The following is a 25782-nucleotide window of genomic DNA, read 5'->3' as shown; positions in this document are numbered from 1 at the left end:
CAGCCCATGTCGCCCTGCGGGGCTGAATGTCTCAACTTATTGATATTCCAGGGGAATAATCCACGAGGGGGCGTCGGCACGGCGAATGCTAAGGCACCCCGGCAGCAGGGACGGGCAGCACGGCGGGGGGACGGAGTCGGTGGGGGGGAAGCCGCGCTGCTTCAGGGGGAACAGGGCAGGACGGGGCAGGACGCAGGACGGGGCAGGGCGGGACGGGGTTGGGGGCGGCAAAGGCAGGACGGGCAGGACTGGGGCAGCTCGCAGCACGGGGCCGGGCGGGACGGGGCAGCAAGGGCGGGAACGGGGGTTGGGGCGGTAAAGGCAGGACGGGCGGGTCGGGGCAGCAAGGCAGGACGGGGTAGGGCGGGACGGGGCAGCACGCAGGACGGGGTAGGGCGGGACGGGGCAGCACGCAGGACGGGGTAGGGCGGGTAGGTCGGGGCAGCACGCAGCACGGGGTCGGACGGGCGGGACGGGGCAGCACGCAGGACGGGGTAGGGCGGGTCGGGGCAGCACGCGGCACGGGGCAGGACGGGCGGGACGGGGCAGCACGCAGCACGGGGTCGGGCGGGCAGGTCGGGGCAGCACGCGGCACGGGGCAGGACGGGCGGGACTGGGGCAGCAACGCAGGACGGGGCAGCAGCAGCACGAGCGGGACGGGGGAGGGGGACGCATCGAGCAGCACGGATCCGCGGGGCAGCACGGTGGATCAGCCCGGCACCGCGGAGCAGTGGATCAGCGCAACACGCAACACCGCGCGGCTCGCGGCACGAGTGGCAGTTGGCGGCGCGGTCGAGCAAGGCAGCAGGCGGGACGTTTGATGGGGCTGGGCGGCGGGATGGTGCAGTGCGCAGCTTGGGGGGAGTCCGGCAAAGGCAGACGGAATCGCCGGACGGGAGACGTGAGGGGCCGTGAATCAAGACATGGCGGTGCGGGCGCTTCGCGAACCAGCCGGCAACGGCATCCAGGTGTCGCGGCAGTCAGCACCGGACGTGTGGCGGCGGGAGTGGAGTGGCGGGTCGGGGGGAGCAACACGCAGCCGGGTCTCGGAGCGCAGGTGCTCCCGGGATCCGGCGTACCTCGCAAAGCTCATCGCGCGTGGCCGCGATTTCCGGAACGGGGGAGAGGCCTCATGGGAGCGGTGTCCATCGTCACCGCGGCGGTAGCGGTCCTGGCGGCTCACTCGGCCATGGCCGAGACAGAACCCCAGATGCAATTACCGCAGGTCCAGGCACAGCAAGGAGAAGGCCGGCGACGCATGAATGATCCGGAGCGGCTGGCGCCCTTCGGTCTGATGCTCGACGCGGGCATGCCCGAGGGCGCGGGGCTCTCAGGCGTCCTCCGACCTTCGCCGTACTTGCGGCTGCACATCGGGGGGGCGCACAACGGGCTGCGAGGCGCCTTGCGCGCGGGGCTCACGCTGCTCCCGTTGAAGAGCAAGGTCTCGCCCTCGTTCTCGTGGGAGTTCGGGCACGCGCAGGCCGCGAGCACGAAGACGCTCAACCGTCGGCTCGCGGACCGCACGCAGCTGCCCGCCTCCTCCATGGAGCGCGTGGGCTATACGTACATCAGCACGCACGTGGGCCTGGAGTTCAACGCCACCCGGCGCCTCAGCTTCTTCGTGCGCGGCGGCGTGAGCTTCATGGAGATGGACGTCCCCAGCCTGAAGAAGCTGGATGAGCCCTTCCGCGACTCCCTTTCTCCCGTGGAGAAACAGTCGTGGATGATGCGCAAGGTGCAGCCGTCCGGAAAGCTCGGCCTCACCTTCTTCTTCGGCTGATCAGCGGGCGAGCACCCGCTCGAAGAACGTGAGCGCCTGGGTCTCCGCCCAGAAATACGGACGGAGCGCGTGGCCCGCGACGAAGCCCACGTGGCCGCCCTGTTCGGTCAGCACCACGCTGAGGAACGGGTTGTCCCGCGCCGAGGGCGGAATCACCGGCGCCTCCAGCATCGGATCATCCGCGGAGCTCAGGAGCAGCGTGGGCCGGCGGATGTCCGCGAGCCGGGGCCCCGCCGACGCCTCCCGGTAGTAGTGCTCCGCGCCCCGGAAGCCATGCAGGGGCGCGGTGACCACGTCGTCATAGCCCCGGATGGTGCGCGCCGCCTCCATGCGCGTCCCGTCGAACGCGCCCGGAAACCGCCGCAGCTTCGCGCGGGCCTTGCTCTTGAGCGTGCGCAGGAACCGCTCGCGGTAGAGCCAGTGGAAGCCACCGCCGCCATCCAGCTTGCGGCAGCATGCATCCAGGTCGTACGGCGCGCTGATGGACGCGGCGGCCGCCACCGGCGCCCGGTCTCCCGTCTCCTCCAGGAGCCGGCACAGCACGTTGGCGCCCAGAGAGAAACCCACCGCGAGCATGGGCCCGGTGATGCGCGAGCGCACGTCCGCCATCAAGAGCAGCGTGTCCGCCGTGTCCCCGGAGTGGTACGCCCGCGCCAGCCGGTTCGGCTCCCCGCTGCACGAGCGGAAGTTGATCGCCGTCGCGCCCCAGCCGCGCTTCGCCGCGCCCCGCAGCACCTCCGTGACGTAGCCCGCCCGCGACGAGCCCTCCAGGCCGTGCAGCACCACCACGTGCGGCGCGCCCGTCGGCCCGTCGAAGGTGTCCAGGTCGACGAAGTCCCCGTCCGGCAGGTCACGCCGCTCCCGGCGCAGGGGCGGCACGCGGGTGGGGCGCACGAGCGACGCGTAGATGGTCTGCGCATGCGGGCCGCGAAGGCCCGCCGCGGGGACGAACGGCTCGGAGGGTTGGAACGTCACTTCCGCTCCCTGATGGCGCGCGCCATCCGCATGGAGGCGCAGCCGGACTTGCGCACGGCCTCCGCCTCCGCGGTGAGCTGGAACAGCGCCAGGTAGTTGTTCACGCGCTCCTCCAGCGTGGGGGCCTCGATGCGGCGGCACACCTCGTCCGCCGCGTAGTCCCGGCACACCTGGGGGCGCCGCTCGTACACGGTGCACAGGTTGTCCGCGCCCAGGTGCGGGCACCGCAGCCCCAGCGGCTTGTCCAGCGCGGCGATGTCCGGCGCCACGCAGCAGGCGCCACAGCAGGTGCACTCCATGCGGCTCCTCGGGCGGTGCCGCGCTCAGCGGCGGACGGCCTGCTCCACCTTGCCCAGGTTCGTCACGGTGAGCGTGACGCCCTGGCCCTTCTTCCACGCGACGAACTCCTCCTCGCGCGTGGGCTTCACCTCGTGCTGCTTCACGCCGCCATCGTCGTAGCGCACGAGCACGGTGTAGTCCTCTTCACGCCGCACCCGCTCGTTCGTCCCGGCGGTGAGCTCCGGCCAGCGCGGCGGCCCCTCCGTGCCCTTGAGCTCGCGCGTGTCCACCGGCTTCCACACGTACGTGTCATAGGAGCACTGCTGCGCGTAGACGGGCTCGTTGCGGTAGCGCGTCTCCGTGTTGCAGTCCTCGTAGGACTCGTTGCAGTACTTCGTCACGTCGTGGCAGACCTCTTCCGCGAAGCCGTTGCCCTTGTCGCGGCGGGTGCACTTCTCCTCGGTGCCGCAGGCCACCTTGCGCGTCTTCGTCCGGCACACGCGCTCGGTGCCGTCCGCCACCCGGCGGGTGCCGCGCTGCCGGGACACGCAGTCTCGGATGTTCGTCACGCCCGCCACCTCACCCGCGCCGTTCACCGGCATGCGCGGCGAGGTGGCGCTCAATTCGTCCCGCCAGCCCGTGCGCGTCTCCGGCACGAAGCGCTCCTGCACCAGCGCGCGGCGCCAGGTGGTGGCCACCACCTCGCCCTTGAGCTCATGTTTCATGTTGCCCCAGATGCCCACCGCGCAGGTGCCCAGGCAGCACGAGCTCAGGATGCCCACCACGATGAGCGCCACCTTCCCGAAGCGGCGGGGCTTGGGCGCGGGCGGGGGAGGCGCCTTGGGGGACAGGTCCGCGAGCGGCGCGGCCTTCGCGTCCGAACCCCGCTCGGCCGAGCACTGCCGGCAGCGCTTGCCGTCGCCCCGGTTGGCCGCGCCGCAGTAGGCGCAGAACCAGTCCGCGCCGGCGCCAGCCAGGTCCAGGGCCTGCTCGTCGGTGACGCCCTCGCGGGTGGACCTGCCGGAGGCCGCGTCCACGTCACCGAAGTCGAACTCGGACTCCTTGCCGGTGAGCTCCCGGGGGTTGTTGCAGGAGGGGCAGTTCTTGTGACGGGCGGGGATGTTCCTGGCGCCGCAGGACGTGCAGTTCCAGGTGCCCTCGATGATGCGCCTTCGCTCGGCCATGGGGCGCATCCTAGGGGACCTGTCGCCGCCTGACACATCCGGGTTGGGGGCGCCGCCCCTGCTCCCACCGGGCCGGAGGTGGGAAGCCAGACCGCTCACCAGGGGGCTGTTCCAGGGGCTCGCAGCCCTGACCGCATGGGGCCATGACGGCCGCCAGGCTCAAACCCACAGGGCGCGAGGGAAGGGGACCTCCGGTGCGGGAGGAAGCCCCGGGCGCAGGGGGCGCAGCATGGGCAGCGAGCCATCCCGCTGCACGCGCACCGCGCCGGGCACCCCGGTGATCAGCGAGGCCGTCGCGGTCTCCTCCCACCACACCACGCGCTTGAGCCCCGCCTGATGCGCCACGCGGCGAGCCTCGGAGAGCAGCGCCTCCGCCGCGGAGGCATCCCGCGCGTCCAGCATCAACACCACCAACTCGCCATAGCGCGCGTTCATCACCCACAGCGCGGTGGACTCGCCCACCACGGCGCCGCACGAGCGCGGCCGGGGCCGCGCGAGCAGGTCCGCGTAGATGCGCTCCCGCTCCAGGTGCCAGTCCACCTGCGTGGCGCTGGGCCACAGGAAGAACGGCACGTCCGGCCGGCGCATCCGCGCGAGCGCCCCGGCCACGTCCGTCTCCTGGAGCCCGCCGTCCACGGGCCGTCCTCCCGGCGCCTCCGCCGCGTCCAGGTGCCAGTCCCACGCGGGCACCTCCACGTAGCCCGACCGGCGATACAGCGGCGCTCCGACGTCGGAGAAGAGCACCACCGAGTGCGGCCGCGGCGCCATCCGCTCCAGCGCCTCGGCGACGGCGTCCATCATCCGCGTGGCGTGTCCCCGGCCGCGCAGGTGCTCCTCGGTGTAGACGCTGGCGATGCCGTAGCTGTCCCCCTGCGTGAGCTGCCCGTCCGCGCCCCGGAGGAAGCTGTCCGTGTGGAAGGTCTCGCACGACGCCAGCACCCGGCCGTCGTCCGCCAGCCACAGCCACGTGTTCATGCCCTCGCGGCTCCACGGGTGCGCGCGCAGCCGGGCTTCGCGCTCCTGATACTGCGGCACGCTCAGGGGCGAACCCCACGCGGCATGGGTGACGGCGTCGCGCTGCGCCTTCTGCGCGTCGGTGGCGAGGACGAGGGTCATGGTGCCGGGCACTTAGGCACACGACCCGCCCGTGTGCGAGCGCTACAACGTCGTGGTGTACGGGAAGCGGAAGTGCAGCTGCAGGTACGCCTGCCCCACGTGGAAGATGCCGTCGCCCGGTGAGTCCGGCAGCCCCAGCCCGCCCAGCTCCTGCGGCACGTAGAAGGTGGACTCCCAGCCCACGCTGACGAGGAAGCTCTTCGCGAGCTGGAACTCCAGGTCCGCGCCCAGGCTCGCACCGGGCCGCAGGAGGTGCGTGTCCGGGAGCGAGTCGGAGAAGATGTACGCGTACGTCAACACCAGCCCCACGCCCAGCTTGAAGCGCACCGGACTGGAGGACAGCGGCACCCCCAGTCCCAGCGGCTTGAAGGTCACGCCGTACATCCCCGTGTCGCGGTACCTGGGTGAGATGATGAACGAGTCCGGGATGAAGATGGACGGCGAGATGCGCACCTCGTCCATCTGCTGCGCCTGCTTCCGGTAGCGCGCGGGAATGGCGCGCGGGTTCTTGCGCAGCCACTCCCTGTCCAGCACCGCGTCCACCGACAGCTTCAGCCCCGTGTGCAGGAGCTGGTCGTCCGCGATGGGGCCGGAGAACACGAACACCGCCGGCCCCACGCCCACATCCACCGGAACGGTGACCTTCTGAGCCGCGAGGGCGACCGCGGGCCACGACGACAGCGCGAACAGCAGCGGAAGCAGGGCGGGCCTCAAGAGCGGGTCCTCAGGTACCGGGCCCGGGAAGGACCCGCACTCCGAGCCTAGAAGGTCACGACGCTTCGTGTCCCGCATGCGTTAAGAAGTGCACGCCGGAAAGGGAGCCGGCCCTTTCACGCTCCCTTGCAGGTCCGCTGCCGCACCTGCCTCACCTCGAGGAACTCCGATGGTCCCCGTCGCACTGCTGCTCGCCTCGTCACTGCAAGCCCAGACGCCCGCGCCCGCCGCGCCGCATCCGGCCGCGCCGCCGCCGGCTCCGGCCACCGCTCGCGCTCCGGCGCCGGCGCCGCCCCCGCCCGCCGCCCTCCCCACGGATGCCCCCGCCGCCGAGCGCGCCGCCGCCGCCGCGGAGCGTGCCGCCCTCGCCGCCGAGCGCGCCGCCGAGGCCAGCGCCCGGCTCGCGGAGGCCATCGAGAAGCTGGCGGAGGTCACCGCGCGCGGGCCCATCGCCCCGCCGCCCGCGCCGCCCGCCCCCGAGGTCGCCGCCGCGGCAGCTCCCGCGAAGCCCAGCCCCTGGGACGTCAGCGTGGGCCTGAGCCTCATCTCCCTCACCGGCAACGCCTCCACGCTGACCGTGAGCGGCCTGGCCAGCGCGCTGCGCAAGACGGACAAGTGGATCTACTCCGTGAAGGCCTACGGCGCGTACGGCCGCAGCCGCCCGCCCGAGGTGCAAGGGGAGGTGGAGTCCCTGTCCCAGGTGGTGGCCCTCAACGCGGGCATCGAGCTGCGCGGGGACCGCCGCTTCACGGAGCAGATTTCCGGCTACCTGCTGACCGGCGTGGACACGGACCACATCAAGAGCATCGAGGCGCGGCCCTACGGTGAAGCCGGTGCCGGCATCCTCTGGTTCGACACCAAGAAGGACGAGAAGTCCGGCACGCGCGAGGCCATCCTGCGCACCGACTTCGCCTTCCGCTACGCGCGCGAACTGCGCTTCCAGTACTACCCGGTGCGCACGGACCTGGCGGACGTGGACCTGGGCGGCCCCCGCTTCGGCGCCATGTTCCGCTACGGCCTCTCCAAGGACATCACCTTCCAGGAGGACGCGGAGATCCTGGTCAGCGTCATCTCCGACTCGCGCGTCCTCTTCAGCAGCCAGTCCCAGGTGATGGCCAACCTCACCGACGCGCTGGCCCTGGGCGTGGGCTTCCTCGTGAAGTCGGACAGCGCGCCGCCCCCGGGCAAGGTGTCCACCGATACGGCGCTCTCCTTCAACCTGACCGTCGCCCTGTAGTCCGCGGTCCGGCAGCCCGCCAAAAGCGACGCGGCGCCAGGGAGGAATCCCGGGCGCCGCGTTCGTGCTTCAAGGACTGACGGAAGTGGCAACTACTCGTGCGTCTCGTGTTCCTGCTTCTTGAGCTGCTCGTGCCCACCGGTGCGGCCTTCCACCGGGTTCGCGCCGATGTCCACCGCCTGCAGGTCGCTGTACTGCGACCCCGGGGGGTTGGCCAGGCGGAAGCGGGTGCCCAGGTCCATCAGCGAGAAGCCGATGAGCAGCACCACGAACAGGATGGACACACCGAACACCAGGCGGTTGGCGCCCTGGTGCTCGGACAGGTGCATGAAGTACAGCGCCACCAGCGTGCCCTTCACGCTGGCGATGACGAGCGCCAGCAGGAGGCCGTAGCTGGGCAGGTGCATGCGGCCGGTGAAGACCGTGACGAGCGTGAGCACCAGCAGGGCAATCCAGATGACCACGTAGCGCCCGGCGCCGTGGTGCTCCTGCATGTTGTGCTCTTCCTGACGCGATTCGTTGGCGATGGCCATGTCGTAACCCTCAGACCAGGTACAGCATCGGGAAGAGGAAGATCCACACCAGGTCGACGAGGTGCCAGTACATGGAGCCCAGCTCGACCTGCGTGTAGTTGTTCGCGCTGAAGTCCCCGACGCGGTACGCGCGCACCGTGGCGAAGCCCAGCACCGTCATGCCGATGATGACGTGCAGGGCGTGCAGCGCCGTGGAGGCGAAGTACACCGTGAAGTACAGCGGCGCGCCCGGCATCTGGATGCCTTCGTAGAAGTAGTAGCGGCCGGGCAGCGTCCCGATGTGGAACTTGTGCTTGTACTCGAAGAACTTGATGACGAGGAACGCCACCGCCATCAGGAGGGTGAGCACGTTCATGTGCCCCACCATCGCGTTCTTGCCCTCCTTCGCGTAGTGCACCGCCATGGCGGCGGTGAACGAGGAGGTGATGAGCACCACCGTGTTGATGGTGCCCATCGTCAGGTCCAGGCTGCGGCTGGAGGCCGCCCACGCTTCCGGGAACAGGAAGCGGTAGGCCGCGTAGCACGCGAACAGACCCGCGAAGAGCAGGATTTCCGTGGCGAGGAACAGCCACATGCCCAACCGCGCCGCGTGCTTCTGGACATCCAGCGACGCGAAGTGGGCAGCCAGCTTGGGACCGGGCACCGAGCCCGGCGTCACGTGAGCGCTAGACATCCGACACCTCGCCCTCGGCCTTCTTCGGATCCACGTAGAAGTGCGGCTCCTCGGGATACGTCGGCTGGGGCCCGATGAAGTTGTGCGTGGGCGGAGGGGACATGGTCAGCCACTCGTAGCCCTTGCTGTTCCACGGGTTGTCCACGCGCTTGCCGTAGATGAGCGCGTAGGTCAGGTAGATGGCGATGATGACGAAGCCGAAGGCGAGCAGCGACGCGCCCGCCGTGGACGCCACGTTCAGCGCCTGGAAGCGCTCCGGGTACTCGTAGTAGCGGCGCGGCATGCCCGCGTTGCCCAGCAGGAACTGCGGGATGAACGTCGCGTTGAAGCCCAGGATGATGAGCGCCGCGGAAACCAGGCCCCACCCCTCGTGGTACATCTTCCCGAACATCTTCGGGAACCAGTAGTGCAGCGCGGCCAGGAAGGCCATGATCGTCGCGCCCACCATGATGAAGTGGAAGTGCGCCACGACGAAGTAGGTGTCGTGCCACGGGACGTCCAGCGACACCGTCGCCACCGCGATGCCCGTCATGCCACCGAACACGGTGAAGAACAGGAAGCCGCAGAAGTAGGCGAACGGCGTCGTGAACTCCACCGCGCCCTTGTAGACCGTGCCCACCCAGTTGAAGACCTTGATGGCCGTGAACACGCCCACCAGCATCGACAGCACGCCGAACACGCCGGCGTTGAAGGTCGACTGGCCGGACACGAACATGTGGTGGCCCCAGGCGAAGAAGCCCACGAACGCGATGCCCACGCTGGAGTACGCCACCGCGCGGTAGCCGAAGATGTTCTTGCGGCTGAAGGCGGAGACGATCTCGCTCATCACGCCGAACGCCGGCAGCACCATGATGTACACGGCCGGGTGGCTGTAGAACCAGAACAGGTGCTGGAAGAGCACCGGGTCACCGCCGCGGGCCACGTCGAACATGCCCAGGCTGAACAGGTTCTCCGCCGTCACCAGGAGCAGCAGCAGGCCAATCACCGGCGTCGCCAGCACCTGGATGCAGCTGGTGGCGTAGAGCGCCCACACCATCAGCGGCATCTTGAACCAGGTGATGCCCGGCGCACGCATGGTGTGCGTGGTGACGATGAAGTTCATGCCCGTGAGGATGGAGCTGAACCCGATGATGAACGCGCCGAAGAGCACCGGCGCCACCGTGGTCGTCGTGTGCGCGCTGTACGGCGTGTAGAACGTCCAGCCGGTGTCCAGGCCGCCGTTGAGCATGCCCCAGATCGCGAAGGCCGCGCCCGCCAGGTACACGTAGAGCGACAGCAGGTTCAGCCGCGGGAACGCCACGTCCTTGGCGCCCAGCATCAGCGGCAGCATGAAGTTGCCGAAGATGCCCGGGATGGCGGGGATCATGAACAGGAAGATCATGACCACGCCGTGCAGCGTGAAGACGCGGTTGTACGTCATCGCGTCCATGATGGTCGGGCCGGGCGTGAGCAGCTCGATCCGGATGAGCAGCGCGAAGATGCCGCCCACCAGGAAGAAGAGCAGGATCCACGCCATGTACATGATGCCGATGCGCTTGTGGTCCACCGTCAGCAGCCACGACTTCACCGTGGTGCCGTCCGTCAGGTAGCTCGGGTGGTGGCCGTGGTCGTCGTGCGCCTCATGGCCGGGGACGGCCCCCGGCGCGGCGATGCTACTGGATGGGGTCATAGGCGGGGCCCTCGGAAGCGGTCTCGCGCACGTTCGCGGTGCGCAGCGTCTTGATGTACTCGACGATGGCGGCCGACTCGGGGCCCTGCAGCTTGCCCTGGTAGGTCGGCATCACGTTCTGGTAGCCGGCGACGATGTGCGCGCCCGGGTCCATCATCGACTGGGTGATGTAGGCTTCATCCACGCGGATGGTCTGGCCGTCGTCGAGCTTCTCCTCGCGCTCGAAGAGGCCCAGGAAGGTGGGGCCGATGTGCCGCGAGCCGTCCACCGAGTGGCACTTGAGGCAGCCCTGCGTGCCCACCAGCTTCTGGCCCTGCTCCGCCATGCGGGCGACGGACGGCACGAGCGACGTGTCCGCCAGCGCGTCCTGCCGGTCCTGCAGGCGGCCCCGCTGCTGCTCCTTCAGCCAGCTCTCGTAGTCCTCGGGCGAGAGCACGACGACCTCGGCCAGCATCTTCGAGTGCGACAGGCCGCAGTACTCGGTGCAGAGCACCTGGTACGTGCCGGGCTTCGTCGCCTCGAACCAGGCCTGCGTGTAGCGGCCCGGCAGCGCGTCCATCTTGATGCGGAAGGACGGGACGAAGAAGGAGTGGATGACGTCGCGGGACGTGATGAGCAGGCGCACCGGGCGGTTGGCCGGCACGTGCAGCACGTTCACGCCGTTGGGGCCCTCCGGGTAGGAGAACTTCCACATCCACTGCTTGCCCATGACGTAGACATCCATCGAGTCCTTGGGCGGAGTGGTGAACCAGGTGAAGTCCCGGAACCCGATGGCGAACCACGCCAGGAAGAACACCAGCGGGACGGACACGAAGAGGAACTCCGTCTTCAGGTCCGGCACCACGTATTCCGTGTGCTGGTGGGCCTCCCGCCGGCGGTAGCGGAAGAACATGAAGAGCGCCGCGAGGCCGACGCCCGCGGACATCACCATCGTCGTGCCGACGACGAAGTAGTGCAGGAAGTCGACCCGTTCCGCGAACGTGGACGCGCGCTCCGGGAGGAACAGGAATTGGTTGGCCAGGTCGCTCATGTAGTCGCGCCTTTCTTCAGCTCGCGCCTCCAGAAATAGATCAGCATCATGGCCAGGGCGCCGAAGACAGCGAGGGAGCCCAGGCGGATGAACCCGAAGATGTAGAAACCGTACCGCCGCGTGGCGGTGTCATACTTGAAACAGGACATGACGATGCGATCGACGCTCGTCCCGACCCGACCGCCTGCTGCTTCCAGCAGCGAAAGCTTCACGTCCTTGCGGTCGAACGACGTGCCGTAGAGGTAGCGCGAGATGCTCCCCTCCGGGGTGAGCACGGTGACCACCGCGGGGTGGGCGTACTGCTTCGTGCTCGGCTCATACGTGTACTTGAAGCCCACGGCATCGGCGAGCTTGTGGATGTTCTCGTCGGTGCCGGTGAGGAAATGCCAGGGGGCCGTCTCCGGCTTGCCCATGGACTGCAGGTACTTGCGCCTGCGCTCGGCGCTCTGCGCCGGGGTGTCCTTGGGGTCGATGCTGACGGTGACGGCCTCGTAGTCCTTGCCCAGCTCCAGGCCCAGCTCGCGCATCACGCGGACCTGCTCGTTGATGACGAGGTTACAGAGCATGGGGCACTCGTAATAGACGAGCGTGAGCAGGGTGGGGCGCGTCTTCGACAGCAGCGTGCCCAGCCGGACCTCCTCCCCGTTGGAATCCAGGAAGCGGGTCTCCAGGGGGAGCGGCTCCCCCAGGTGCTCCTCGACGTCCACCCCCGTCACCGGCGGGGGCAGGTCGGAGTCCGCCTCGATGATGGCACGAGGCGTCTTGCCCCCGCCCGGCAGGGCGTACGCGGGCGCGGCGCTGGCAAGCACCAGCGCGAGCGCCACGAGGAGCCCGGCGGCGCGGGCGGAGGAGGGCGGAAGAAGGGACGGCATGGCGAAGGACGGCTCTGGGTAGGAGGAGCGGGTGGGAACCTACTTCTTCGGAGCCGGGGCCGGGGGCGCCGTGTGCGGCGCGGGGGCCGGGGCCTGCTGGGGAGCCGGGGCGGGCTCGCGGGCCTTCTGGGCTTCCGTCGCGATGACGTGCTCCATGGCCTGGTCCAACGACTTGTGGGCGGTGACACCCGGCTGGTCACCCCAGCCGTTGCGCAGCGCCTGGTGCTGGCCGCCCAGCTTCTCCGCCGCGCGCCAGTCCTGCTCGAACAGGCGCTGGTTCACGATGCCCACCTCGTACTGACCCACCGCGGCCGGGCGGGGCGGAGGGCCGTTCGGCTGGGCCTCCTCCATGGTGACCACCTGGATGCGCCAGGCCCACACCGCGCCCACGAAGAAGAGGACCATGGCGCCCACACCGACGCCGATGATCTTCCCCATGACGAGGTGGTCTTCCTCGGCGGCCACGCCATGCGCGCCGACGATGACCCGCGATTCGACTTCGGACTGGGTCTTCTTCATGGCTGCACGTACCTCACGGACTCCGCGATGTAGGGGTCCTTCACCGGGAAGGTGTACCGACCGCGCGCCCGGAAGAGGGCGTAGCCCACGGAGACACCGCCCACGCCCACGAAGGCCGTGAGGAGCGTCCAGTGGAAGGTCGGCCCGGCCTCACCGGAGAACGCCGGCCAGATGAGCCAATACAGGTCCACGACGTGCATGAGAAGCATGTAGACGGCGGCCACGGCCAGGGTCGTGGGCTTCTCCTTCAGCTTGCGTGACAGCAGCGTGAAGAACGGCAGCACGAAGTGGCCGAAGAAGATGACGATGGAGACGCCGCGCCACGCGCCGTACATGCGCAGGCCGTACCAGGGGGCCTCTTCCGGGATGTTGGCGATCCACACCAGCAGGAACTGGGAGAAGCCGATGTAGGCCCAGAACGCCGTGAAGGCGAAGATGAGCTTGCCCAGGTTGTGGTAGTGCGCCGTCGTCACCAGGGTGCCGTACAGGTCCTTGCCCTGGGCCCGCACCGTGGCCAGCGCGAGGACGCAGAAGGCGGCCAGGAAGCTGCCGGCGAAGTAGTAGGCGCCGAAGATGGTGGACTGCCACAGCGGGGTGAGGCTCATCAGCCAGTCGAAGGCGGCGAAGGTGATGGTCAGCGCCAGGAAGGGCAGGGAGCCCGGGGAGAAGCGGCGCTGCTTGACGGTGAGCTCCAGCGCGCCGGACTCGTCCTGCTGGGTGCTCCAGCCGTACAGCCGGTGCGAGACGAAGATCCACACCGCGAAGTAGATGACCTGGCGGGCGGCGAAGAAGCCCAGGTTCAGGTAGTGGGCCTTCTTGTGGGCCAGGTGCTCCACCTCCACGCCGTGGATGTGCTCGGCCAGCGGGGAGCCGTCCACCCAGGGGTAGAGGTGCTTCATCATCGGGATGAGGGCGAGGATGAGCACCGCGAAGACGGGCACCGCGATGGCCATCGTCTCCATGGCGCGGCGCAGGACGATGGGCCACTTCGCCTTGGCCGTGTGGAAGATGGCCAGCATGATGAGGGCGGCCACGCTGATGCCGACCCAGTAGGTGAAGCCCAAGAGGTAGCTGAAGCTGGTCGCCTCGGGGTTCATGAAGAAGCCCACGGCGGTGAGCACGAGGCCCACCACGCCCAGGCCGAACGCGGGCACCATCAGCTTGGGCGTGCCGGTGTAGCGCTCCATGGCAATCATCGGTTCTCCTGCGGGACGGCCTGCGTCCCGGCGGTGCTCCGGGCGGCCTGCAGCGCGCGCACGTAGGCGACGACGGCCCAGCGCTCACGCGTGTTGAGCTCACCCGAGAAGGACGGCATGACGCCGTAGCCCTCGTTGATGGCGGTGTAGAAGTGGCCGGCCGGCTTGTCCGCGAGCTCCAGCAGGGACGGCGGCAGGCGCAGCGCCATGTTCTCCGCGACGACGCTGTTGCCGTCGCCGAGCACGCCGTGGCACTGCGAGCAGACGATGTTGTACTTCTTCTGGCCCAGCTCCAGCAGGTGCTTGTCCACCGGCAGGGGGATGGCGTTCACGGCCACGCCATTGGCGCGGCCCGTGGAGATGCCCGGGTTGCCCACCGGCCGCTCGCGCGGGATGGTGCCGGCGGGGGGCACGCGCATGGCGCGGCCGTCCGGCCAGAACTCGGACGTCTCGTAGTACTCGTACTTGGCCTGGGACTCCATGCGCTGGAGGAACTCCGAGCTGACGTTGCAGCCCGTGAGCGCGGCGAGCCCGGCGGCGGGGATGAGCCACCTCATTCTTTCTCTCCCGAGACGACGGTCACGTGGGTCGCGCCCAGGGCCGTCAGCTGGTTCTTGACGTCCGCGGCATCCGCCCCCGTGGGGTGCGGGATGCTCAGCCAGTAGCCGTGCGTGGACGCGCTGCGGAACTCTTCCGACTCGAAGGCCGGGTGGTAGGGCTGCGGCAGTTTGCTCAGGCCGAGCAGGCCGAAGAAGATGCCGAACGCGGCGAACAGCACGCTCAACTCGAACGTGATGGGCACCCAGGCCGGGAGGCTCAGGAGCGGACGACCGCCGACGTTGAGCGGATAGTCGATGGTGTTCATCCACGTCTGCATCGTGAGGGCGGTCACCATGCCGGTGAGGCCGCCCCCCAGGGCGATGAAGGGCATGCGGGAGGGCGGCAGACCCAGCGCCTCCGACCCGCCGTGCAGCGGGTAGGGGGAGTAGGTGTCCATGCCCTGGAAGCCCTTCTCCCGCATCTGGCGGGTGGCATCCACGAGGGCTTCCGGCGTGGCGAACTCGGCCAACACCCAGGAATCAAGGACCTTGGCTTCCATGATGCTAGTGCGCTCCGGAGGTGAGGGTGCCCGCGCCGCCCGTATCCGCGCCGTGGGCCTTCGAGTGGGCGGCGTGCTTGAGCTCCAACTGGAGCTCCTTCACCTCGCTCACGGCGACGGCGGGAACGAACTTGAGGAACAGGAGGAAGAGGGTGCCGAACAGGCCCAGCGTGCCCACGTAGATGCACCAGTCCACCCAGGTCGGGGTGTAGATGTCCCACGAGGAGGGCAGGAAGTCCTGGGAGAGCGACGTCACGATGATGATGAAGCGCTCGCACCACATGCCGATGTTCACCGCGATGGACGCCACCCACATGATGGGGATGCTGGTGCGGGCCTTCTTGAACCAGAAGATGTTCGGGGTGATGACGTTGCAGGCGATCATCATCCAGTAGATGCCGGCGTAGGGGCCCGTGGCGCGGTTCACGTAGAAGGTCCAGAACTCGTACTGGTTCATGGAGTACCAGGCGATGAAGTGCTCCATCAGGTAGCCGTAGGACACGAGCAGGCCCGTCGCCAGGATGACCTTGTTCATGTTCTCCAGGTGGCGGTCGGTGATGACGTCCCGGAGGCCCAGGTACTTGCGGGCGGGCACGATGAGGGTGATCACCATCGCGAAGCCGCTGAACACGGCGCCGGCCACGAAGTAGGGCGGGAAGATGGTCGCGTGCCAGCCCGGAATCTGGGAGACGGCGAAGTCGAACGACACGATGGTGTGCACGGACACCACGAGCGGCGTCGAGAGGCCGGCCAGGAGCAGGTAGCCAATCTTGTAGTTGTGCCAGTGGCGGCCGGAGCCGCGCCAGCCGAGCGCGAACAGGCCGTAGATGGTGCGCTGCAGGCGCGTCTTGGACGAGTCACGCAGGGCGGCCAGGTCCGGGATGAGGCCCACGAACCAGAAGAGCGCGGACACCGTGAGGTACGTGGAGATGGCGAACACGTCCCACACGAGCGGCGAGCGGAACTGCGCCCAGGCGCCCAGGGTGCTGGGGTAGGGGAACAGCCAGAACGCGAACCAGGGACGGCCCGTGTGGAGCAGCGGGAAGAGGCCCGCGCACATGACCGCGAACAGCGTCATGGCCTCCGCGAAGCGGTTGATGCTCGTGCGCCACTTCTGCTGGAAGAGCAGGAGGATGGCGGAGATGAGCGTACCGGCGTGGCCGATACCGACCCACCAGACGAAGTTGATGATGTCGAACGCCCAGCCCACCGGCTGGTTGTTGCCCCACACGCCGATGCCGCGCGCGAGGGTGTACGTGACGCCGATGACCAGCAGGCCCAGCGCCGCGGACGTGATGCCCAGCAGCATGAACCAGCCCTTGCCCGGCTTGCGCCAGACATGGTCGAGCAGGGTTTCATTGAGGGACTTGTCGTCGTGGTGCGGCGCGACGAGGTCCCGGGGCTCGAGGGGGTCGAGCGGGAGTGCGTGAGCGGTCTCGGCCATGACGGTCAGTGACCTCCTTCGTGCGCCGGCGCTTCAGCAGGGGCAGCGGCCACGAGGGCGGGGTTGGGGTTGCGCAGGCGGATGAGGTGGGCGGTGCGGGGGCGGGTGCCCAGCTCGTTCAGCAGCCGGTAGGCACGCTCGTCCTCGTGGAGCTGGGTGACGCGCTGAGCGGGATCCGCGAGCGAGCCGAAGGCGATGGCCTGCGTGGGGCAGGTCTGCTGGCACGCCGTCTGGAGCTCCTTCTCCTGGATGAGGCGCTTCTCGACGCGGGCGTTGATGCGGACGCGCTCGATGCGCTGCACGCAGTAGGTGCACTTCTCCATGACACCGCGGTTGCGCACCGTGACGTCCGGGTTCATCAGCATCTTCTCGGTCGGCGTCTTGCCCTGCGTGTAGTGCAGGTAGTTGAAGCGGCGGACCTTGTACGGGCAGTTGTTGGAGCAGTACCGCGTGCCGATGCAGCGGTTGTACACCATGTCGTTGAGGCCCTCGTCCGAGTGCACGGTGGCGTTCACCGGGCACACGTACTCGCAGGGGGCCTTCTCGCAGTGCACGCACGCGACAGGCTGCATGACCATGGTGGGGTCGTTCTCGTTGCCCTGGAAGTAGCGGTCGATGCGCAGCCAGTGCATCTCACGGCCGCGGCCGACCTGCTCCTTGCCCACGACGGGGATGTTGTTCTCCGCCTGGCAGGCCACGACGCACGCGTTGCAGCCGGTGCAGCGCGACAGGTCGATGGACATGCCCCACTTGTAGCCCTGCTCCGGGTTCTCCGCGTACTGGAAGTCCGGCAGGTTGTTGCTCTTGCCCAGCTTGTACTTGGCCTGGACCGTCTCCAGGACGAACTCGGTCTCGCGCGACGGGCGCTTGAGCTCCTGGACGGACATGTCGAGCGCCAGCGGGCGGCCCTCCATGCGCCAGTGGTACTGGGTGCGGGCGAACTTGTGGCTGCCGCGGACCCGGGTCAGCTTCGCGCCGCCGTCGAACCAGGGGGCCTTCACGCTGCGCAGCAGGTTGGCGTTGAAGCCCGCGCCCTTGGCGACGACCTCGTGCAGGCCGGTGCGGCCGTAGCCCAGGGCCACGGTGACGGTGTCATCCGCGTGGCCGGGGAGGACGGTGACGGGGACCTGCAGCTTGCGCCCGCCGTACTCCAGCTCCGCGACCTGGTTGTTCTCCAGGTTCAGCCGCTTGGCGGTGGCCGGGCTGAGGATGGCGGCGTTCTCCCAGACGATCTTCGTGATGGGGTCCGGCAGCTCCTGGAGCCACGCGTTGTTGGCGAACCGGCCGTCCAGGACCTTGTAGTCGTGGACGAAGTTGATCTCCAGCTCACCGGCGGCCGGCGGCTGGTAGGCGGCCACCAGCTGGGACGCGGCGCCCACGTCCGGCGAGGCCGTCAGCGCGGACGCGATGCTGCCGGGGATGACACCCTCGGAGACCCAGGTCTCCCAGCGGGTCTCGAAGTCGGCGCGGCCGGCCTCGCCACCCTGCGCGGTCCAGTAGTCGCGCAGCATCTGGTAGGCGGGGCGGAAGGGCTCGTCGAGGAACAGCGCGAACAGCTCCATCTCCGGCACGCCGTTGAAGAGCGGCTGGATGAGGGGCTGCGCGATGCTGACGGTGCCGTCCACCGCGCGGCCGTCGCTCCAGGTCTCCAGCTGGTGCGCCAGGGGCACGAACCAGTCGGCGAACCTGGAGGTCTCGTCCTCGTAGTGGCCCGCGTACAGGACGGAGAGCGCCTTGCGGTTCTCGTTCTGCTTGGGGTCCAGCACCTCCGCCAGGCCCGCGTCCACCGGCAGCGCGTAGACGGGGTTGGCGGCGGTGATGACCAGCGTGTCCACCTTGCCGGCCTTGATGTCCGCGACCAGCGCGCTGATCTCCGACAGGCCGGAGGTCTCCGGAGCGGCGGCCGGGACGACCTTCACGGTGGTGCCCACGTTGCCCAGCGCGGCGTTGATGGCCTGGGCCAGCGCGTGCACGGCGGCGGGCTGACGCTCACCGGCGAGCACCACGGAGCGGCCGGCCTTGGACTTGAGGTCCTGGGCCACGGCCTCCACCCACGAGGAGACCTCCGGGCGCACCGTGCCGGCCTTGCCGGAGGCGGCGGAGCCGAGGCTGGCGGCGGGGCCACCCACGGCCTGGGCCAGCGCGGCGGCGATGCCCATGATTTCAGAGGACTTCACGCGCAGGCGGTGGTCCGCCATGCCGCCCGTGATCGACAGGCGGGCCTCCGCCACGTAGAGGCGGTTGAGCTCGCCGTTCTTCGGGTCGCGGCGGTCCGCGAACTGGCGGTTGAGGGCCAGGTTCTCCGGGCGGCTCTCCAGGAAGTCCGCGTCCAGGGAGACGATGACGTCCGCGCGGGTCAGGTCATAGAGGGCCTGGACCGGCTGGCCGAACAGGGCGCGGTTGGCCTCCGCGGCGGCGGAGTCGGTGAGGGACGCGAACGTGTGGAAGCGCGCGTTGGGCAGCTTCTTCTGGATGCGCGCGGTCACGTCGCGCAGCGTCGGGGAGTTGATGGGCTCCGTGAGGAAGCGCAGGCGGCTGCCGCCGTCCGCCGCGGCCCGCTGGCTGACGAGCGTGGAGATGTCCTCGGCCAGCACGCGCGGCGAGCGGGGGTTGTTCCCCTGGCGCAGCACGCGGGCGCGCTGCGGGTCATAGAGGGAGAGCAGGAACGCCTGCTCGAAGACGCCCGCGGAACCCTGGTTGATGGGGTGCTGGGGGTTGCCCTCGATCTTCACCGGGCGGCCTTCGCGGGCGGTGATGAGCAGACCGGAGGTGTGGCCGGCCAGCGTCATGCCGGACGCGTAGTGCAGCGGGTTGCCCGGGACGACCTCCGGCGGCGTCTTCGTGTACGCCACCATCCGCTCATCCTGCGGACGGGTGCTGCACGCGGTGGCGCCGGCCAGGGCGAGCGACGCGCCCAGCAGCTGCATGAACTCGCGGCGGGCGAAGCCGGTGGGGGGAAGGTCCGCGCCCACGGGGAACTCCGGGCGGGTCTCCTCCAGGAACTCCGGCGTGGCGAGCTTCTCCTCCAGGCCGAGCCAGTACGTCTTGCCGTACGCGCCCTCCGCCGGGACGGCGCGGGTGGAGGCGTGCTCGAGCGCTTCCGTCACGACGTCGCCGTGGGCGTGCGCGTGGGGGGCGGACTCGTCGCGGCCCGAGACGACCGGGAGCGCGAAGGACGAGGGGGTTTCCTGCGCGGGCGCGCTGTCAGGCTTGGTGTTCATCGGTGGCATGTGGAGCAGCTCGTGCGCGAGTGAACGTCGTATTCCTTGGTGAGCTTCTCGGCGAGGGCCGAGGCTTCCGCCTTCTCCGTCGGGGGCGCCCAGGTCATGCTGGTGATGAACTCCGGGGGCCGGAGGTTGGGGCCTGGGTTGCGGTGGCAGTCCAGGCACCAGCTCATCGTCAGCGGGGCCGCCTGCTCGATGGCGCCCATCTGGTCCACGCGGCCGTGGCAGGTGGCGCAGCCGACGCCCTTGCCCACGTGGATGGAGTGGTTGAAGTAGACGAAGTCCGGCAGGTTGTGGACGCGGACCCAGGGGATGGGCTGGTCGGCGAAGAACGCCTTGCGGACCTCGGTGAGGTACGGGCTCTTGTTCCACACCTGCGCGTGGCAGGACATGCACACGGTGGTGGAGGGGATGCCCGCCGACGGGGATTTCTCCACCGTCCAGTGGCAGTAGCGACAGTCGATCTGCTCGTCACCGGCGTGGTGCCGGTGGTCGAACTCGATGGGCTGTTCCACCGGATGCGCCTGATTGGTCACGTGCGGGGAGCGCACGTAGGCCAGCAGGCCGCCGATGGCGATGGCGGGCACGGCGAGGAGCATCGCGGCCGACAGGCGCGACACCGTATTCGTCCAGCGTGGGAAGAGAGGGCCGCTCATACCAGGACCAGGGGCAAGAGGACTGAAGGCGACATGAAGGCAGGAGTGGACGCGGGGAAACCGACCGGCGCGGAAGTCAGCGGGGCCATCCCGGCCCCGGTGGACCGGGCGGGCAGTGGCTCCTGGCGCTCAGACGGCAAGGCAGTCACGTCCAACGAACCTCTAGGATGGTGCCGTGGGCGCGGGTCCCTCATGCATTTCCCGACCCAATGCGGCGCGGGACCATCAACCATCAACACGGCAGTGTCAACCATTCTGTGGGGAGTGGGAATAAGGAGCGCTTAGCACCTTCCGAGGCGGTTGCGACAAGTTGCCCGCGCGGGGGGATGAATCCCGCTTCTGGAGATCGGAAGGGTGCATTGCGCGAGGGGGCTCTTCCCTCTGGGGATCAACGCGACTCAGGAGCGCGCTACAGGGTGCGACGAGCCGCGCCGCGTCTGAAGCAGGGCTACTGCGCGTCTGGGTCGCCGGGGTCGCGCCAGCGGTCGCGGCGCTTCTGGAGCAGCCGGTCCACCAGCTCGCGCACGCGGGCGTCGCGGTGGAAGTGGGCGTCGTGGCGGCTGCCCTTGCCCTGATTGCAGCGGGCGCAGGCGAGGCCCAGGTTCTCCAGCGCGTCGGTGCCGCCCGCGGTCCGGGGCACGATGTGCTCGATGGTGGCGCGGCTGATCGGCTCGCCATCCAGGGCGACGGTGAGGTGGGCGTTGCAGTGCAGGCACTTGCCCTGCCAGACCTCGGCGCCCCGGTGCGCGACGCGCTCGAAGGTGGAGTCCGTGGCGATGATCCCCAGGACGCGCCGGCGCTTGGCGTGACCCATGGTGCTAGACCTCCACCACCGCGGTGCCCGCGACCGCGTAGACGCGGTCCTTGCGCCCCCGCCGCACGTCCACCCCGCCGGTGAAGGCGCTGAACGCGGGCAGGACGCCCACCCCGGGACCCAGGTGGAAGCAGGGCAGCCGCAGCCGGTCCGCTCCGCCGGTCAGCCGCACCATGGGGTGGAGGTGCCCGGCCCAGACGTAGCGCCCGGCGGCGGGCTCCGGATGGTGGGCGAAGCGGAACGGGCCTTCGTCCAACGCCTCCGCGCGGTCCTCCATGCGCCACGTGGGGGGAAGGCTCCGGACGTGGCGGTCGTGGTTGCCGCGTATCAGCATGACTTCTAGTGAAGCATGTGTTTCGCGCCAGGTATTCACGCGGCTGATGACGTCCGCGGTGAGCCCCTGCCGCGAGTGCACCAGGTCCCCCACCAGGAGCAGACGCCGGGCCCCGGTGGCGGTGAGGGCCGCGGAGAGGCGGGCCAGGTCATCCTCCAGGACCCCCAGGGGGAGGGGGATGCCGTGCTGCTGGAAGGACTCCGTCTTGCCCCAGTGCAGGTCGGCCACGGCGAGCACGCCGGCCTCGGGCCAGTGCAAGGCCCGTTCCGGGAGCAGCTCGACCTCCGCGTCGGCTACGCGGGTCTGGCATCGGCCTGGGACCATCGCTCCTTGAGGCGTTGCACGCGGTCCAGCAGGGACTCGTTGGAGACGCTCGCGCTGATGCGCTCGACGACCAGGGGGAAGCCCAGCGGCGAGGGCCGGTTCACGTGGACGACCTCCACGGGGTGGGCCTCCAGGCGCTCCAGGGTGCGGGTGAGCCGGCCCTGTTCGAACTGGTGTTCCAGGACCTCGCGGCGCGCCTGGCGCAGGAGGAGGTTGTCCGGGTCGTACTTGACGAAGACGTCATGGAGGAGCGCGGCGCTGGCCTGCACCTGGCGGGTGGACTTGCGCGCCCCGGGCAGGCCCGGCATCACCAGCCCGGCCACGCGAGCGATGTCCCGGAACTGGCGGCGCGCGAGCTCGCTCAGGTTCACGCTCTCCAGGATGTCCTCCTCCAGGTGCTCGCGGGTGAAGAGGGCGGGGCGCAGCGCCTCCTCGAAGGGGAAGGGCGTGGGGGTGAGCAGCTCCAGGCCGTAGTCGTTCACGGACAGGCTGAAGGTGGCTTTCTGGAGGCGCGTGAGGCGCAGGGCGAGGAGCGCCGCCAGGCCTTCGTGCACCAGCCTTCCTTCGAAGGGATAGAGGAAGAGGTGGTGGCCGTCCCGCGTGCGGCAGACCTCCGCCAGGCAGCGGCCGTCGCCGGGGATGCGCGACAGGCGGGCCTGTGCGTCGAGGATGGGCCACGCGGCGGCGACCTCGTCGCGGGTGACGTCGCCCTGGCGCGCGGACTCCAGCGTGCGGCGCATCGCGGCCGCGAGCGACGTGGACAGGGGCAGGCGGCTGCCGCCCCAGCGGGGTGTTTGCGTGGCCCTGGCCTTCGCGGGCCTCACGTAGGCCGTCATGTCCTTGAAGCGGCTGAACTCCAGACGGCGCCCCGCGAAGAGGAAGGTGTCCCCGGGCTTCAGGCGGCTGACGTAGGACTCCTCCACCGTGCCCAGGGTGCCGCCGCTCCAGTAGCGCAGCTGGACGGAGGCGTCCGAGGTGATGGTGCCGATGTGGAGCCGGTGCAGCCGGGCGAGGCGCGCGTCGGGCACGCGGAAGCGGCCGTCCACCTCCACGACGCGGCGGAACTCCGGGTAGGCGCGCAGCGTGGGGCCGCCTTCGCGCACGAGGGTGAGCGCCCAGTCGAACTCCTCGTCGGTGAGCGATGCGTAGCTCGTGGCGGTGCGGACCTCTTCGCGCAGGGCCTCGCGGGTGAAGCCGCCTCCCAGCGCGCACGTCACCAGGTGCTGGGCCAACACATCGAGCGGCTTGGACAGCGGCGTGCGTGGCTCCACCTCGCGGCGCGCGAGGGCGTCCCTCGCGGCGGCCATCTCCACGAGCTCCAGCGCGTGCGTGGGGACGAAGAGGATGCGGCAGGTGGCGCCGGGCCGGTGCGCGCTGCGGCCTGCCCGCTGGAGCGTGCGACCGATGCCCTTGGGACTTCCTATCTGGACGACGCGCTCCACCGGGCCGAAGTCCACGCCCAGGTCCAATGAGGACGTGCACACGACGAGGCGCAGGCTCCCGTCCTTGAGGCCTCCCTCCACGCGCTCGCGCTCCTCGCGGTCGATGGAGCCGTGGTGCAGCGCGAGCAGGTGTTCCCACTCCGGGCGCAGATGGCGCAGGCCTTCGAACCAGCGCTCCGCCTGGGAGCGGGTGTTGGTGAAGAGGAGCGTGGACTGCGTCGGATCCAGCCAGTCCGCCACGCGCGGCAACATGGAGAAGCCCAGGTGTCCGGCCCAGGGGAAGGTGTCCACCTCCGCTGGCAGCAGCGTCTCCACGTCCACCGGGCGCTGGAGGTCCGCGCACACCCGCGTGGGCTCGCGGTCCGTGCCCACGGCCGTGCGCGCGGCCTCGTCCAGGTTGGCGAGTGTGGCGGACAGCGCCCAGATGCGCAGGCCCGGCGCGAAGTGGCGCAGGCGGGCCAGGGCCAGCTCCACCTGGGTTCCTCGCTTGGAGGCGAGCAGTTCGTGCCACTCATCCACGATGACCGCGCGCAGCGAGGCGAAGTTCTCCGCCGCCTGCTCCTGCGTCAGCAGCAGTGACAGGGACTCTGGCGTGGTGATGAGGACTTGAGGCAGGCGCTCGCGCTGTCTTTGTCTGACGGAGGAGGACGTGTCACCCGTGCGGCTCTCCACCTCCAGGTCCGCGTCCAGGGCCATCAGCGGTTCGCGCAGGGCCTGTTCCACATCGCGCGACACGGCTCGCAGCGGCGTGAGGTAGAGGATCTGGAGGCCCTTGGCGTTGCGCTCCGCCACGTCCGCGAGCGGGCCGAGATAGGCGGCGTAGGTCTTTCCCGCGCCGGTGGGCACGTGGATGAGGCCGCTGTCTCCTCGCGCGTAGGCCGCCCACGCCTCCTCCTGGAAGGGGTAGGGCGTCCAGCCCCTGGCGGCGAACCACTGGCGGAGTTGCTCCAGCGGCGTGCCTTTGTAGGGCGAAGGGCTTCGGGGCGCGGGTTGTTTCGCGCGGGGGCGCCTGGGCGTCTCGGCCTGCTTCTCTGGCGCGTGCTTGCCGCGCATGCGATTGCGGCGGGTCCTAGTGGGCTGCATGGAGCAGCCCCTTCAGTGAATCGAGCGTGTCCGCGTCCCTGGCGGTCTTGTCCGCTCGCCAGCGCGCGATGCGGGGGAAGCGCAGGGCGATGCCTGACTTGTGTCGTGGAGAGGGGGCGATGGCTTCGAAGTGCAGCTCGAACACCTGCTCCGGATCCACCGAGCGCACCGGGCCGAACTTCTCCCGCGTGTGGGCCCGGATCCACCGGTCCAGCCGGCCAATCTCTTCATCGGTGAGGCCGGAGTAGGCCTTCGTCACCGGGAGCAGGTCCTCGCCGTTCCACACCGCGAAGGTGTAGTCCGTGTAGAGCGACGAGCGCCGGCCGTGGCCCGGGTGCGCGTAGAGCAGCACCGCGTCCACCGTGTATGGGTCGATCTTCCACTTCCACCAGTCGCCGCGCTTGCGCCCCGTCTGGTACACGGAGTCGAGGCGCTTGATCATCAGGCCCTCGACGTTGCGCGTCCGCGACTCCTGGCGGAGCTCCGCCAGGGCCTCCCACGACGGCGCCGTCACCGCTGGCGAGATGGGAAAGCGCGGATGCTCCTTGAGCAGGGACTCCAGCCTGGCGCGGCGCTCGCGCAGGGGAAGCTCGCGCACGTCCTTCCCGTCCTGCTCCAGCAGGTCGTAGACGACGAACGCGGCGGGGGCCTCCGCCAGCACCCTGGGCGTGAGCTTCTGTCTGCCAATGCGGCGCTGGAGCCGGGCGAAGGGCAGGGGGACGCCGTCCTCGTAGGCCATCACCTCGCCGTCGAGCACCGTGCCCTCGGGTAGGACCCGGGCGGCCTCGGTGATCTCAGGGAAACGTTCGGTGATCAGCTCCTCGCCGCGGCTCCAGAGGAACACGTCACCCTGGCGGCGGATCAGCTGGCCCCGGATGCCGTCCCACTTCCACTCGACGAGCCAGGCCTTCAATTCGCCCAGCGACTCCGCGGGCTGCTCCAGCGGGGAGGCGAGGTAGTACGGATAGGGGCGCGACACGTGCCCGTCCGCCACGTCCGGTGCCACGAGCCGTTCGAAGAACGCCTTCGTCGGTGTCCACGTGCCCATCAGCCGGTGCGCCACGCTGGGCGCCGGCAGGCCCGTGACCTGCGCGATGGCGCGCACCACCAGCGTGTTGGACACGCCCACTCGCAACTCGCCGGTGAGCATCTTGTTGAGCAGGAAGAGCTCTCGGCGGGGCATGGACCTCCACCAGCCCACCACGCGCTCGCGCTGCGCTGTTGCGTCCAGACCCCGCAGGGGCAACAGGCGCTCTTCCAGCCAGCGTGAGAGGGGAATCTCCTCGGCGTGCTCGGGCGGGAGGTTCGCTCCGTCGAGCAGCAGGGCGATCACCTCCGCCAGGTCTCCCACCGACGCGTAGACCTCGGCGAAGAGCCAGTCCGGGATGCCCGTCAGCTCCTGCGTCCAGCCCACCAGCAGCTTCGACGTGAGCAGCCGCTTGAGCTTCTGGCCCGTGAGGAAGAACAGGCCCCAGGCGGCGTCCTCCGGCGGCGTCGTGCGGAAGTAGCGCGCCATCGCCTCCACCTTCGCGTTGGTGGAGGTCGTCTGGTCGAGCGTGTCGTAGAGGTCGGCCAGTGCTCGCAC

At 69.6% G+C, this 25782-nt stretch carries 23 protein-coding genes; 2 read left to right on the top strand and 21 right to left on the bottom strand.

The genetic code is table 11. From position 1 onward, the window contains the following. Positions 1 to 1258 precede the first annotated feature (1258 nt). Entirely contained in the window at positions 1259 to 1780 is a 522-nt protein-coding gene (locus tag KYK13_RS32110; protein ID WP_223637572.1) for a hypothetical protein, read from the top strand. Here KYK13_RS32110 and KYK13_RS32105 read toward each other — a convergent pair whose 3' ends face one another. The 5 genes from KYK13_RS32105 to KYK13_RS32085 form a co-directional block, all read right to left on the bottom strand. Further along, positions 1781 to 2755, bottom strand: a complete 975-nt coding sequence (locus KYK13_RS32105) for a hydrolase (protein WP_223637569.1) — start codon at positions 2753 to 2755, stop codon at positions 1781 to 1783. It lies immediately after the preceding gene. Continuing rightward, positions 2752 to 3054 carry a YkgJ family cysteine cluster protein gene (locus KYK13_RS32100; protein WP_120593019.1) on the bottom strand — a complete coding sequence of 101 codons (303 nt, stop codon included), beginning with the start codon at positions 3052 to 3054 and terminating at the stop codon, positions 2752 to 2754. Before KYK13_RS32100 ends, KYK13_RS32105 begins: the two co-directional genes overlap by 4 nt. Positions 3055 to 3078: 24 nt before the next feature. Beyond that, a complete protein-coding gene (locus KYK13_RS32095; RefSeq protein ID WP_223637566.1) occupies positions 3079 to 4218 on the bottom strand; it encodes a hypothetical protein in 1140 nt (379 codons plus the stop codon). Positions 4219 to 4377: 159 nt separating this feature from the next. Next, positions 4378 to 5334 carry a GNAT family N-acetyltransferase gene (locus tag KYK13_RS32090; protein WP_223637563.1) on the bottom strand — a complete coding sequence of 319 codons (957 nt, stop codon included), beginning with the start codon at positions 5332 to 5334 and terminating at the stop codon, positions 4378 to 4380. A gap of 42 nt (positions 5335 to 5376) precedes the next feature. Next, complete coding sequence (locus KYK13_RS32085; protein ID WP_223637561.1) at positions 5377 to 6048, bottom strand: hypothetical protein; 672 nt, start codon at positions 6046 to 6048, stop codon at positions 5377 to 5379. A gap of 169 nt (positions 6049 to 6217) precedes the next feature. Between KYK13_RS32085 and KYK13_RS32080 the strand changes: the two genes are divergently transcribed. Further along, positions 6218 to 7285, top strand: a complete 1068-nt coding sequence (locus KYK13_RS32080; protein WP_223637559.1) for a DUF481 domain-containing protein — start codon at positions 6218 to 6220, stop codon at positions 7283 to 7285. 92 nt (positions 7286 to 7377) lie between these two features. Here KYK13_RS32080 and KYK13_RS32075 read toward each other — a convergent pair whose 3' ends face one another. The 16 genes from KYK13_RS32075 to KYK13_RS32000 form a co-directional block, all read right to left on the bottom strand. Beyond that, positions 7378 to 7818 carry a cytochrome C oxidase subunit IV family protein gene (locus tag KYK13_RS32075; RefSeq protein ID WP_223637557.1) on the bottom strand — a complete coding sequence of 147 codons (441 nt, stop codon included), beginning with the start codon at positions 7816 to 7818 and terminating at the stop codon, positions 7378 to 7380. Positions 7819 to 7828: 10 nt separating this feature from the next. Next, entirely contained in the window at positions 7829 to 8491 is a 663-nt protein-coding gene (locus tag KYK13_RS32070; RefSeq protein WP_223637555.1) for a cytochrome c oxidase subunit 3 family protein, read from the bottom strand. After that, complete coding sequence (locus KYK13_RS32065; RefSeq protein WP_223637553.1) at positions 8484 to 10160, bottom strand: cytochrome c oxidase subunit I; 1677 nt, start codon at positions 10158 to 10160, stop codon at positions 8484 to 8486. Before KYK13_RS32065 ends, KYK13_RS32070 begins: the two co-directional genes overlap by 8 nt. Further along, positions 10144 to 11190 (bottom strand): cytochrome c oxidase subunit II, encoded by a 1047-nt coding sequence (coxB, locus tag KYK13_RS32060; RefSeq protein ID WP_223637551.1) that lies wholly within the window; start codon positions 11188 to 11190, stop codon positions 10144 to 10146. Before coxB ends, KYK13_RS32065 begins: the two co-directional genes overlap by 17 nt. Further along, on the bottom strand, positions 11187 to 12062 hold the full coding sequence (locus KYK13_RS32055; RefSeq protein ID WP_223637550.1) for an SCO family protein: 876 nt from the start codon (positions 12060 to 12062) through the stop codon (positions 11187 to 11189). The genes coxB and KYK13_RS32055 overlap by 4 nt, the downstream gene beginning before the upstream one ends. 39 nt (positions 12063 to 12101) lie before the next feature. After that, positions 12102 to 12581 (bottom strand): hypothetical protein, encoded by a 480-nt coding sequence (locus KYK13_RS32050; protein ID WP_223637549.1) that lies wholly within the window; start codon positions 12579 to 12581, stop codon positions 12102 to 12104. Beyond that, a complete protein-coding gene (locus KYK13_RS32045; protein ID WP_223637548.1) occupies positions 12578 to 13777 on the bottom strand; it encodes a hypothetical protein in 1200 nt (399 codons plus the stop codon). Before KYK13_RS32045 ends, KYK13_RS32050 begins: the two co-directional genes overlap by 4 nt. Further along, positions 13774 to 14334: a cytochrome c gene (locus KYK13_RS32040; RefSeq protein ID WP_223637547.1), complete on the bottom strand. Its 561-nt coding sequence runs from the start codon at positions 14332 to 14334 to the stop codon at positions 13774 to 13776. The genes KYK13_RS32045 and KYK13_RS32040 overlap by 4 nt, the downstream gene beginning before the upstream one ends. Further along, entirely contained in the window at positions 14331 to 14876 is a 546-nt protein-coding gene (locus KYK13_RS32035) for a DUF3341 domain-containing protein (RefSeq protein ID WP_223637546.1), read from the bottom strand. Before KYK13_RS32035 ends, KYK13_RS32040 begins: the two co-directional genes overlap by 4 nt. Before the next feature lie 4 nt (positions 14877 to 14880). Continuing rightward, positions 14881 to 16320, bottom strand: a complete 1440-nt coding sequence (nrfD, locus tag KYK13_RS32030; protein ID WP_223637545.1) for an NrfD/PsrC family molybdoenzyme membrane anchor subunit — start codon at positions 16318 to 16320, stop codon at positions 14881 to 14883. Positions 16321 to 16325: 5 nt separating this feature from the next. Continuing rightward, the gene (locus KYK13_RS32025) at positions 16326 to 19541 is read right to left on the bottom strand and encodes a TAT-variant-translocated molybdopterin oxidoreductase (RefSeq protein ID WP_223646856.1); all 3216 of its coding nucleotides are present in this window, start codon (positions 19539 to 19541) and stop codon (positions 16326 to 16328) included. Then, positions 19538 to 20200, bottom strand: coding sequence for a cytochrome c3 family protein (locus tag KYK13_RS32020; protein WP_223637544.1), 663 nt, complete (start codon positions 20198 to 20200; stop codon positions 19538 to 19540). Before KYK13_RS32020 ends, KYK13_RS32025 begins: the two co-directional genes overlap by 4 nt. 448 nt (positions 20201 to 20648) lie before the next feature. Further along, a complete protein-coding gene (locus KYK13_RS32015) occupies positions 20649 to 21014 on the bottom strand; it encodes an HNH endonuclease (RefSeq protein ID WP_223637541.1) in 366 nt (121 codons plus the stop codon). Positions 21015 to 21018: 4 nt separating this feature from the next. Continuing rightward, a complete protein-coding gene (pdeM, locus tag KYK13_RS32010) occupies positions 21019 to 21672 on the bottom strand; it encodes a ligase-associated DNA damage response endonuclease PdeM (RefSeq protein ID WP_223637538.1) in 654 nt (217 codons plus the stop codon). Continuing rightward, entirely contained in the window at positions 21642 to 24167 is a 2526-nt protein-coding gene (locus KYK13_RS32005) for a ligase-associated DNA damage response DEXH box helicase (protein WP_223637535.1), read from the bottom strand. Before KYK13_RS32005 ends, pdeM begins: the two co-directional genes overlap by 31 nt. Positions 24168 to 24183: 16 nt before the next feature. Next, positions 24184 to 25782 (bottom strand): ATP-dependent DNA ligase, encoded by a 1599-nt coding sequence (locus KYK13_RS32000; protein WP_223637532.1) that lies wholly within the window; start codon positions 25780 to 25782, stop codon positions 24184 to 24186.

Origin of the sequence: Corallococcus sp. EGB, from assembly GCF_019968905.1 — a bacterium.
Taxonomy (GTDB): Bacteria; Myxococcota; Myxococcia; order Myxococcales; family Myxococcaceae; genus Corallococcus.
Note: the sequence above shows the minus strand (reverse complement) of the source record. Positions and strands in the feature narration are given on the sequence as shown.

What these genes read in the sequence shown, in the direction of transcription:
- KYK13_RS32015 (WP_223637541.1), bottom strand. Translation starts at nt 21,014, where the DNA reads ATGGGTCACGCCAAGCGCCGGCGCGTCCTGGGGATCATCGCCACGGAC.
- KYK13_RS32055 (WP_223637550.1), bottom strand. Translation starts at nt 12,062, where the DNA reads ATGCCGTCCCTTCTTCCGCCCTCCTCCGCCCGCGCCGCCGGGCTCCTC.
- KYK13_RS32095 (WP_223637566.1), bottom strand. Translation starts at nt 4,218, where the DNA reads ATGGCCGAGCGAAGGCGCATCATCGAGGGCACCTGGAACTGCACGTCC.
- pdeM (WP_223637538.1), bottom strand. Translation starts at nt 21,672, where the DNA reads ATGGTCCCAGGCCGATGCCAGACCCGCGTAGCCGACGCGGAGGTCGAG.
- KYK13_RS32040 (WP_223637547.1), bottom strand. Translation starts at nt 14,334, where the DNA reads ATGAGGTGGCTCATCCCCGCCGCCGGGCTCGCCGCGCTCACGGGCTGC.
- KYK13_RS32050 (WP_223637549.1), bottom strand. Translation starts at nt 12,581, where the DNA reads ATGAAGAAGACCCAGTCCGAAGTCGAATCGCGGGTCATCGTCGGCGCG.
- KYK13_RS32045 (WP_223637548.1), bottom strand. Translation starts at nt 13,777, where the DNA reads ATGATTGCCATGGAGCGCTACACCGGCACGCCCAAGCTGATGGTGCCC.
- KYK13_RS32065 (WP_223637553.1), bottom strand. Translation starts at nt 10,160, where the DNA reads ATGACCCCATCCAGTAGCATCGCCGCGCCGGGGGCCGTCCCCGGCCAT.
- KYK13_RS32090 (WP_223637563.1), bottom strand. Translation starts at nt 5,334, where the DNA reads ATGACCCTCGTCCTCGCCACCGACGCGCAGAAGGCGCAGCGCGACGCC.
- nrfD (WP_223637545.1), bottom strand. Translation starts at nt 16,320, where the DNA reads ATGGCCGAGACCGCTCACGCACTCCCGCTCGACCCCCTCGAGCCCCGG.
- KYK13_RS32025 (WP_223646856.1), bottom strand. Translation starts at nt 19,541, where the DNA reads ATGAACACCAAGCCTGACAGCGCGCCCGCGCAGGAAACCCCCTCGTCC.
- KYK13_RS32075 (WP_223637557.1), bottom strand. Translation starts at nt 7,818, where the DNA reads ATGGCCATCGCCAACGAATCGCGTCAGGAAGAGCACAACATGCAGGAG.
- KYK13_RS32110 (WP_223637572.1), top strand. Translation starts at nt 1,259, where the DNA reads ATGAATGATCCGGAGCGGCTGGCGCCCTTCGGTCTGATGCTCGACGCG.
- coxB (WP_223637551.1), bottom strand. Translation starts at nt 11,190, where the DNA reads ATGAGCGACCTGGCCAACCAATTCCTGTTCCTCCCGGAGCGCGCGTCC.
- KYK13_RS32070 (WP_223637555.1), bottom strand. Translation starts at nt 8,491, where the DNA reads ATGTCTAGCGCTCACGTGACGCCGGGCTCGGTGCCCGGTCCCAAGCTG.
- KYK13_RS32100 (WP_120593019.1), bottom strand. Translation starts at nt 3,054, where the DNA reads ATGGAGTGCACCTGCTGTGGCGCCTGCTGCGTGGCGCCGGACATCGCC.
- KYK13_RS32020 (WP_223637544.1), bottom strand. Translation starts at nt 20,200, where the DNA reads ATGAGCGGCCCTCTCTTCCCACGCTGGACGAATACGGTGTCGCGCCTG.
- KYK13_RS32080 (WP_223637559.1), top strand. Translation starts at nt 6,218, where the DNA reads ATGGTCCCCGTCGCACTGCTGCTCGCCTCGTCACTGCAAGCCCAGACG.
- KYK13_RS32035 (WP_223637546.1), bottom strand. Translation starts at nt 14,876, where the DNA reads ATGGAAGCCAAGGTCCTTGATTCCTGGGTGTTGGCCGAGTTCGCCACG.
- KYK13_RS32005 (WP_223637535.1), bottom strand. Translation starts at nt 24,167, where the DNA reads ATGCGCGGCAAGCACGCGCCAGAGAAGCAGGCCGAGACGCCCAGGCGC.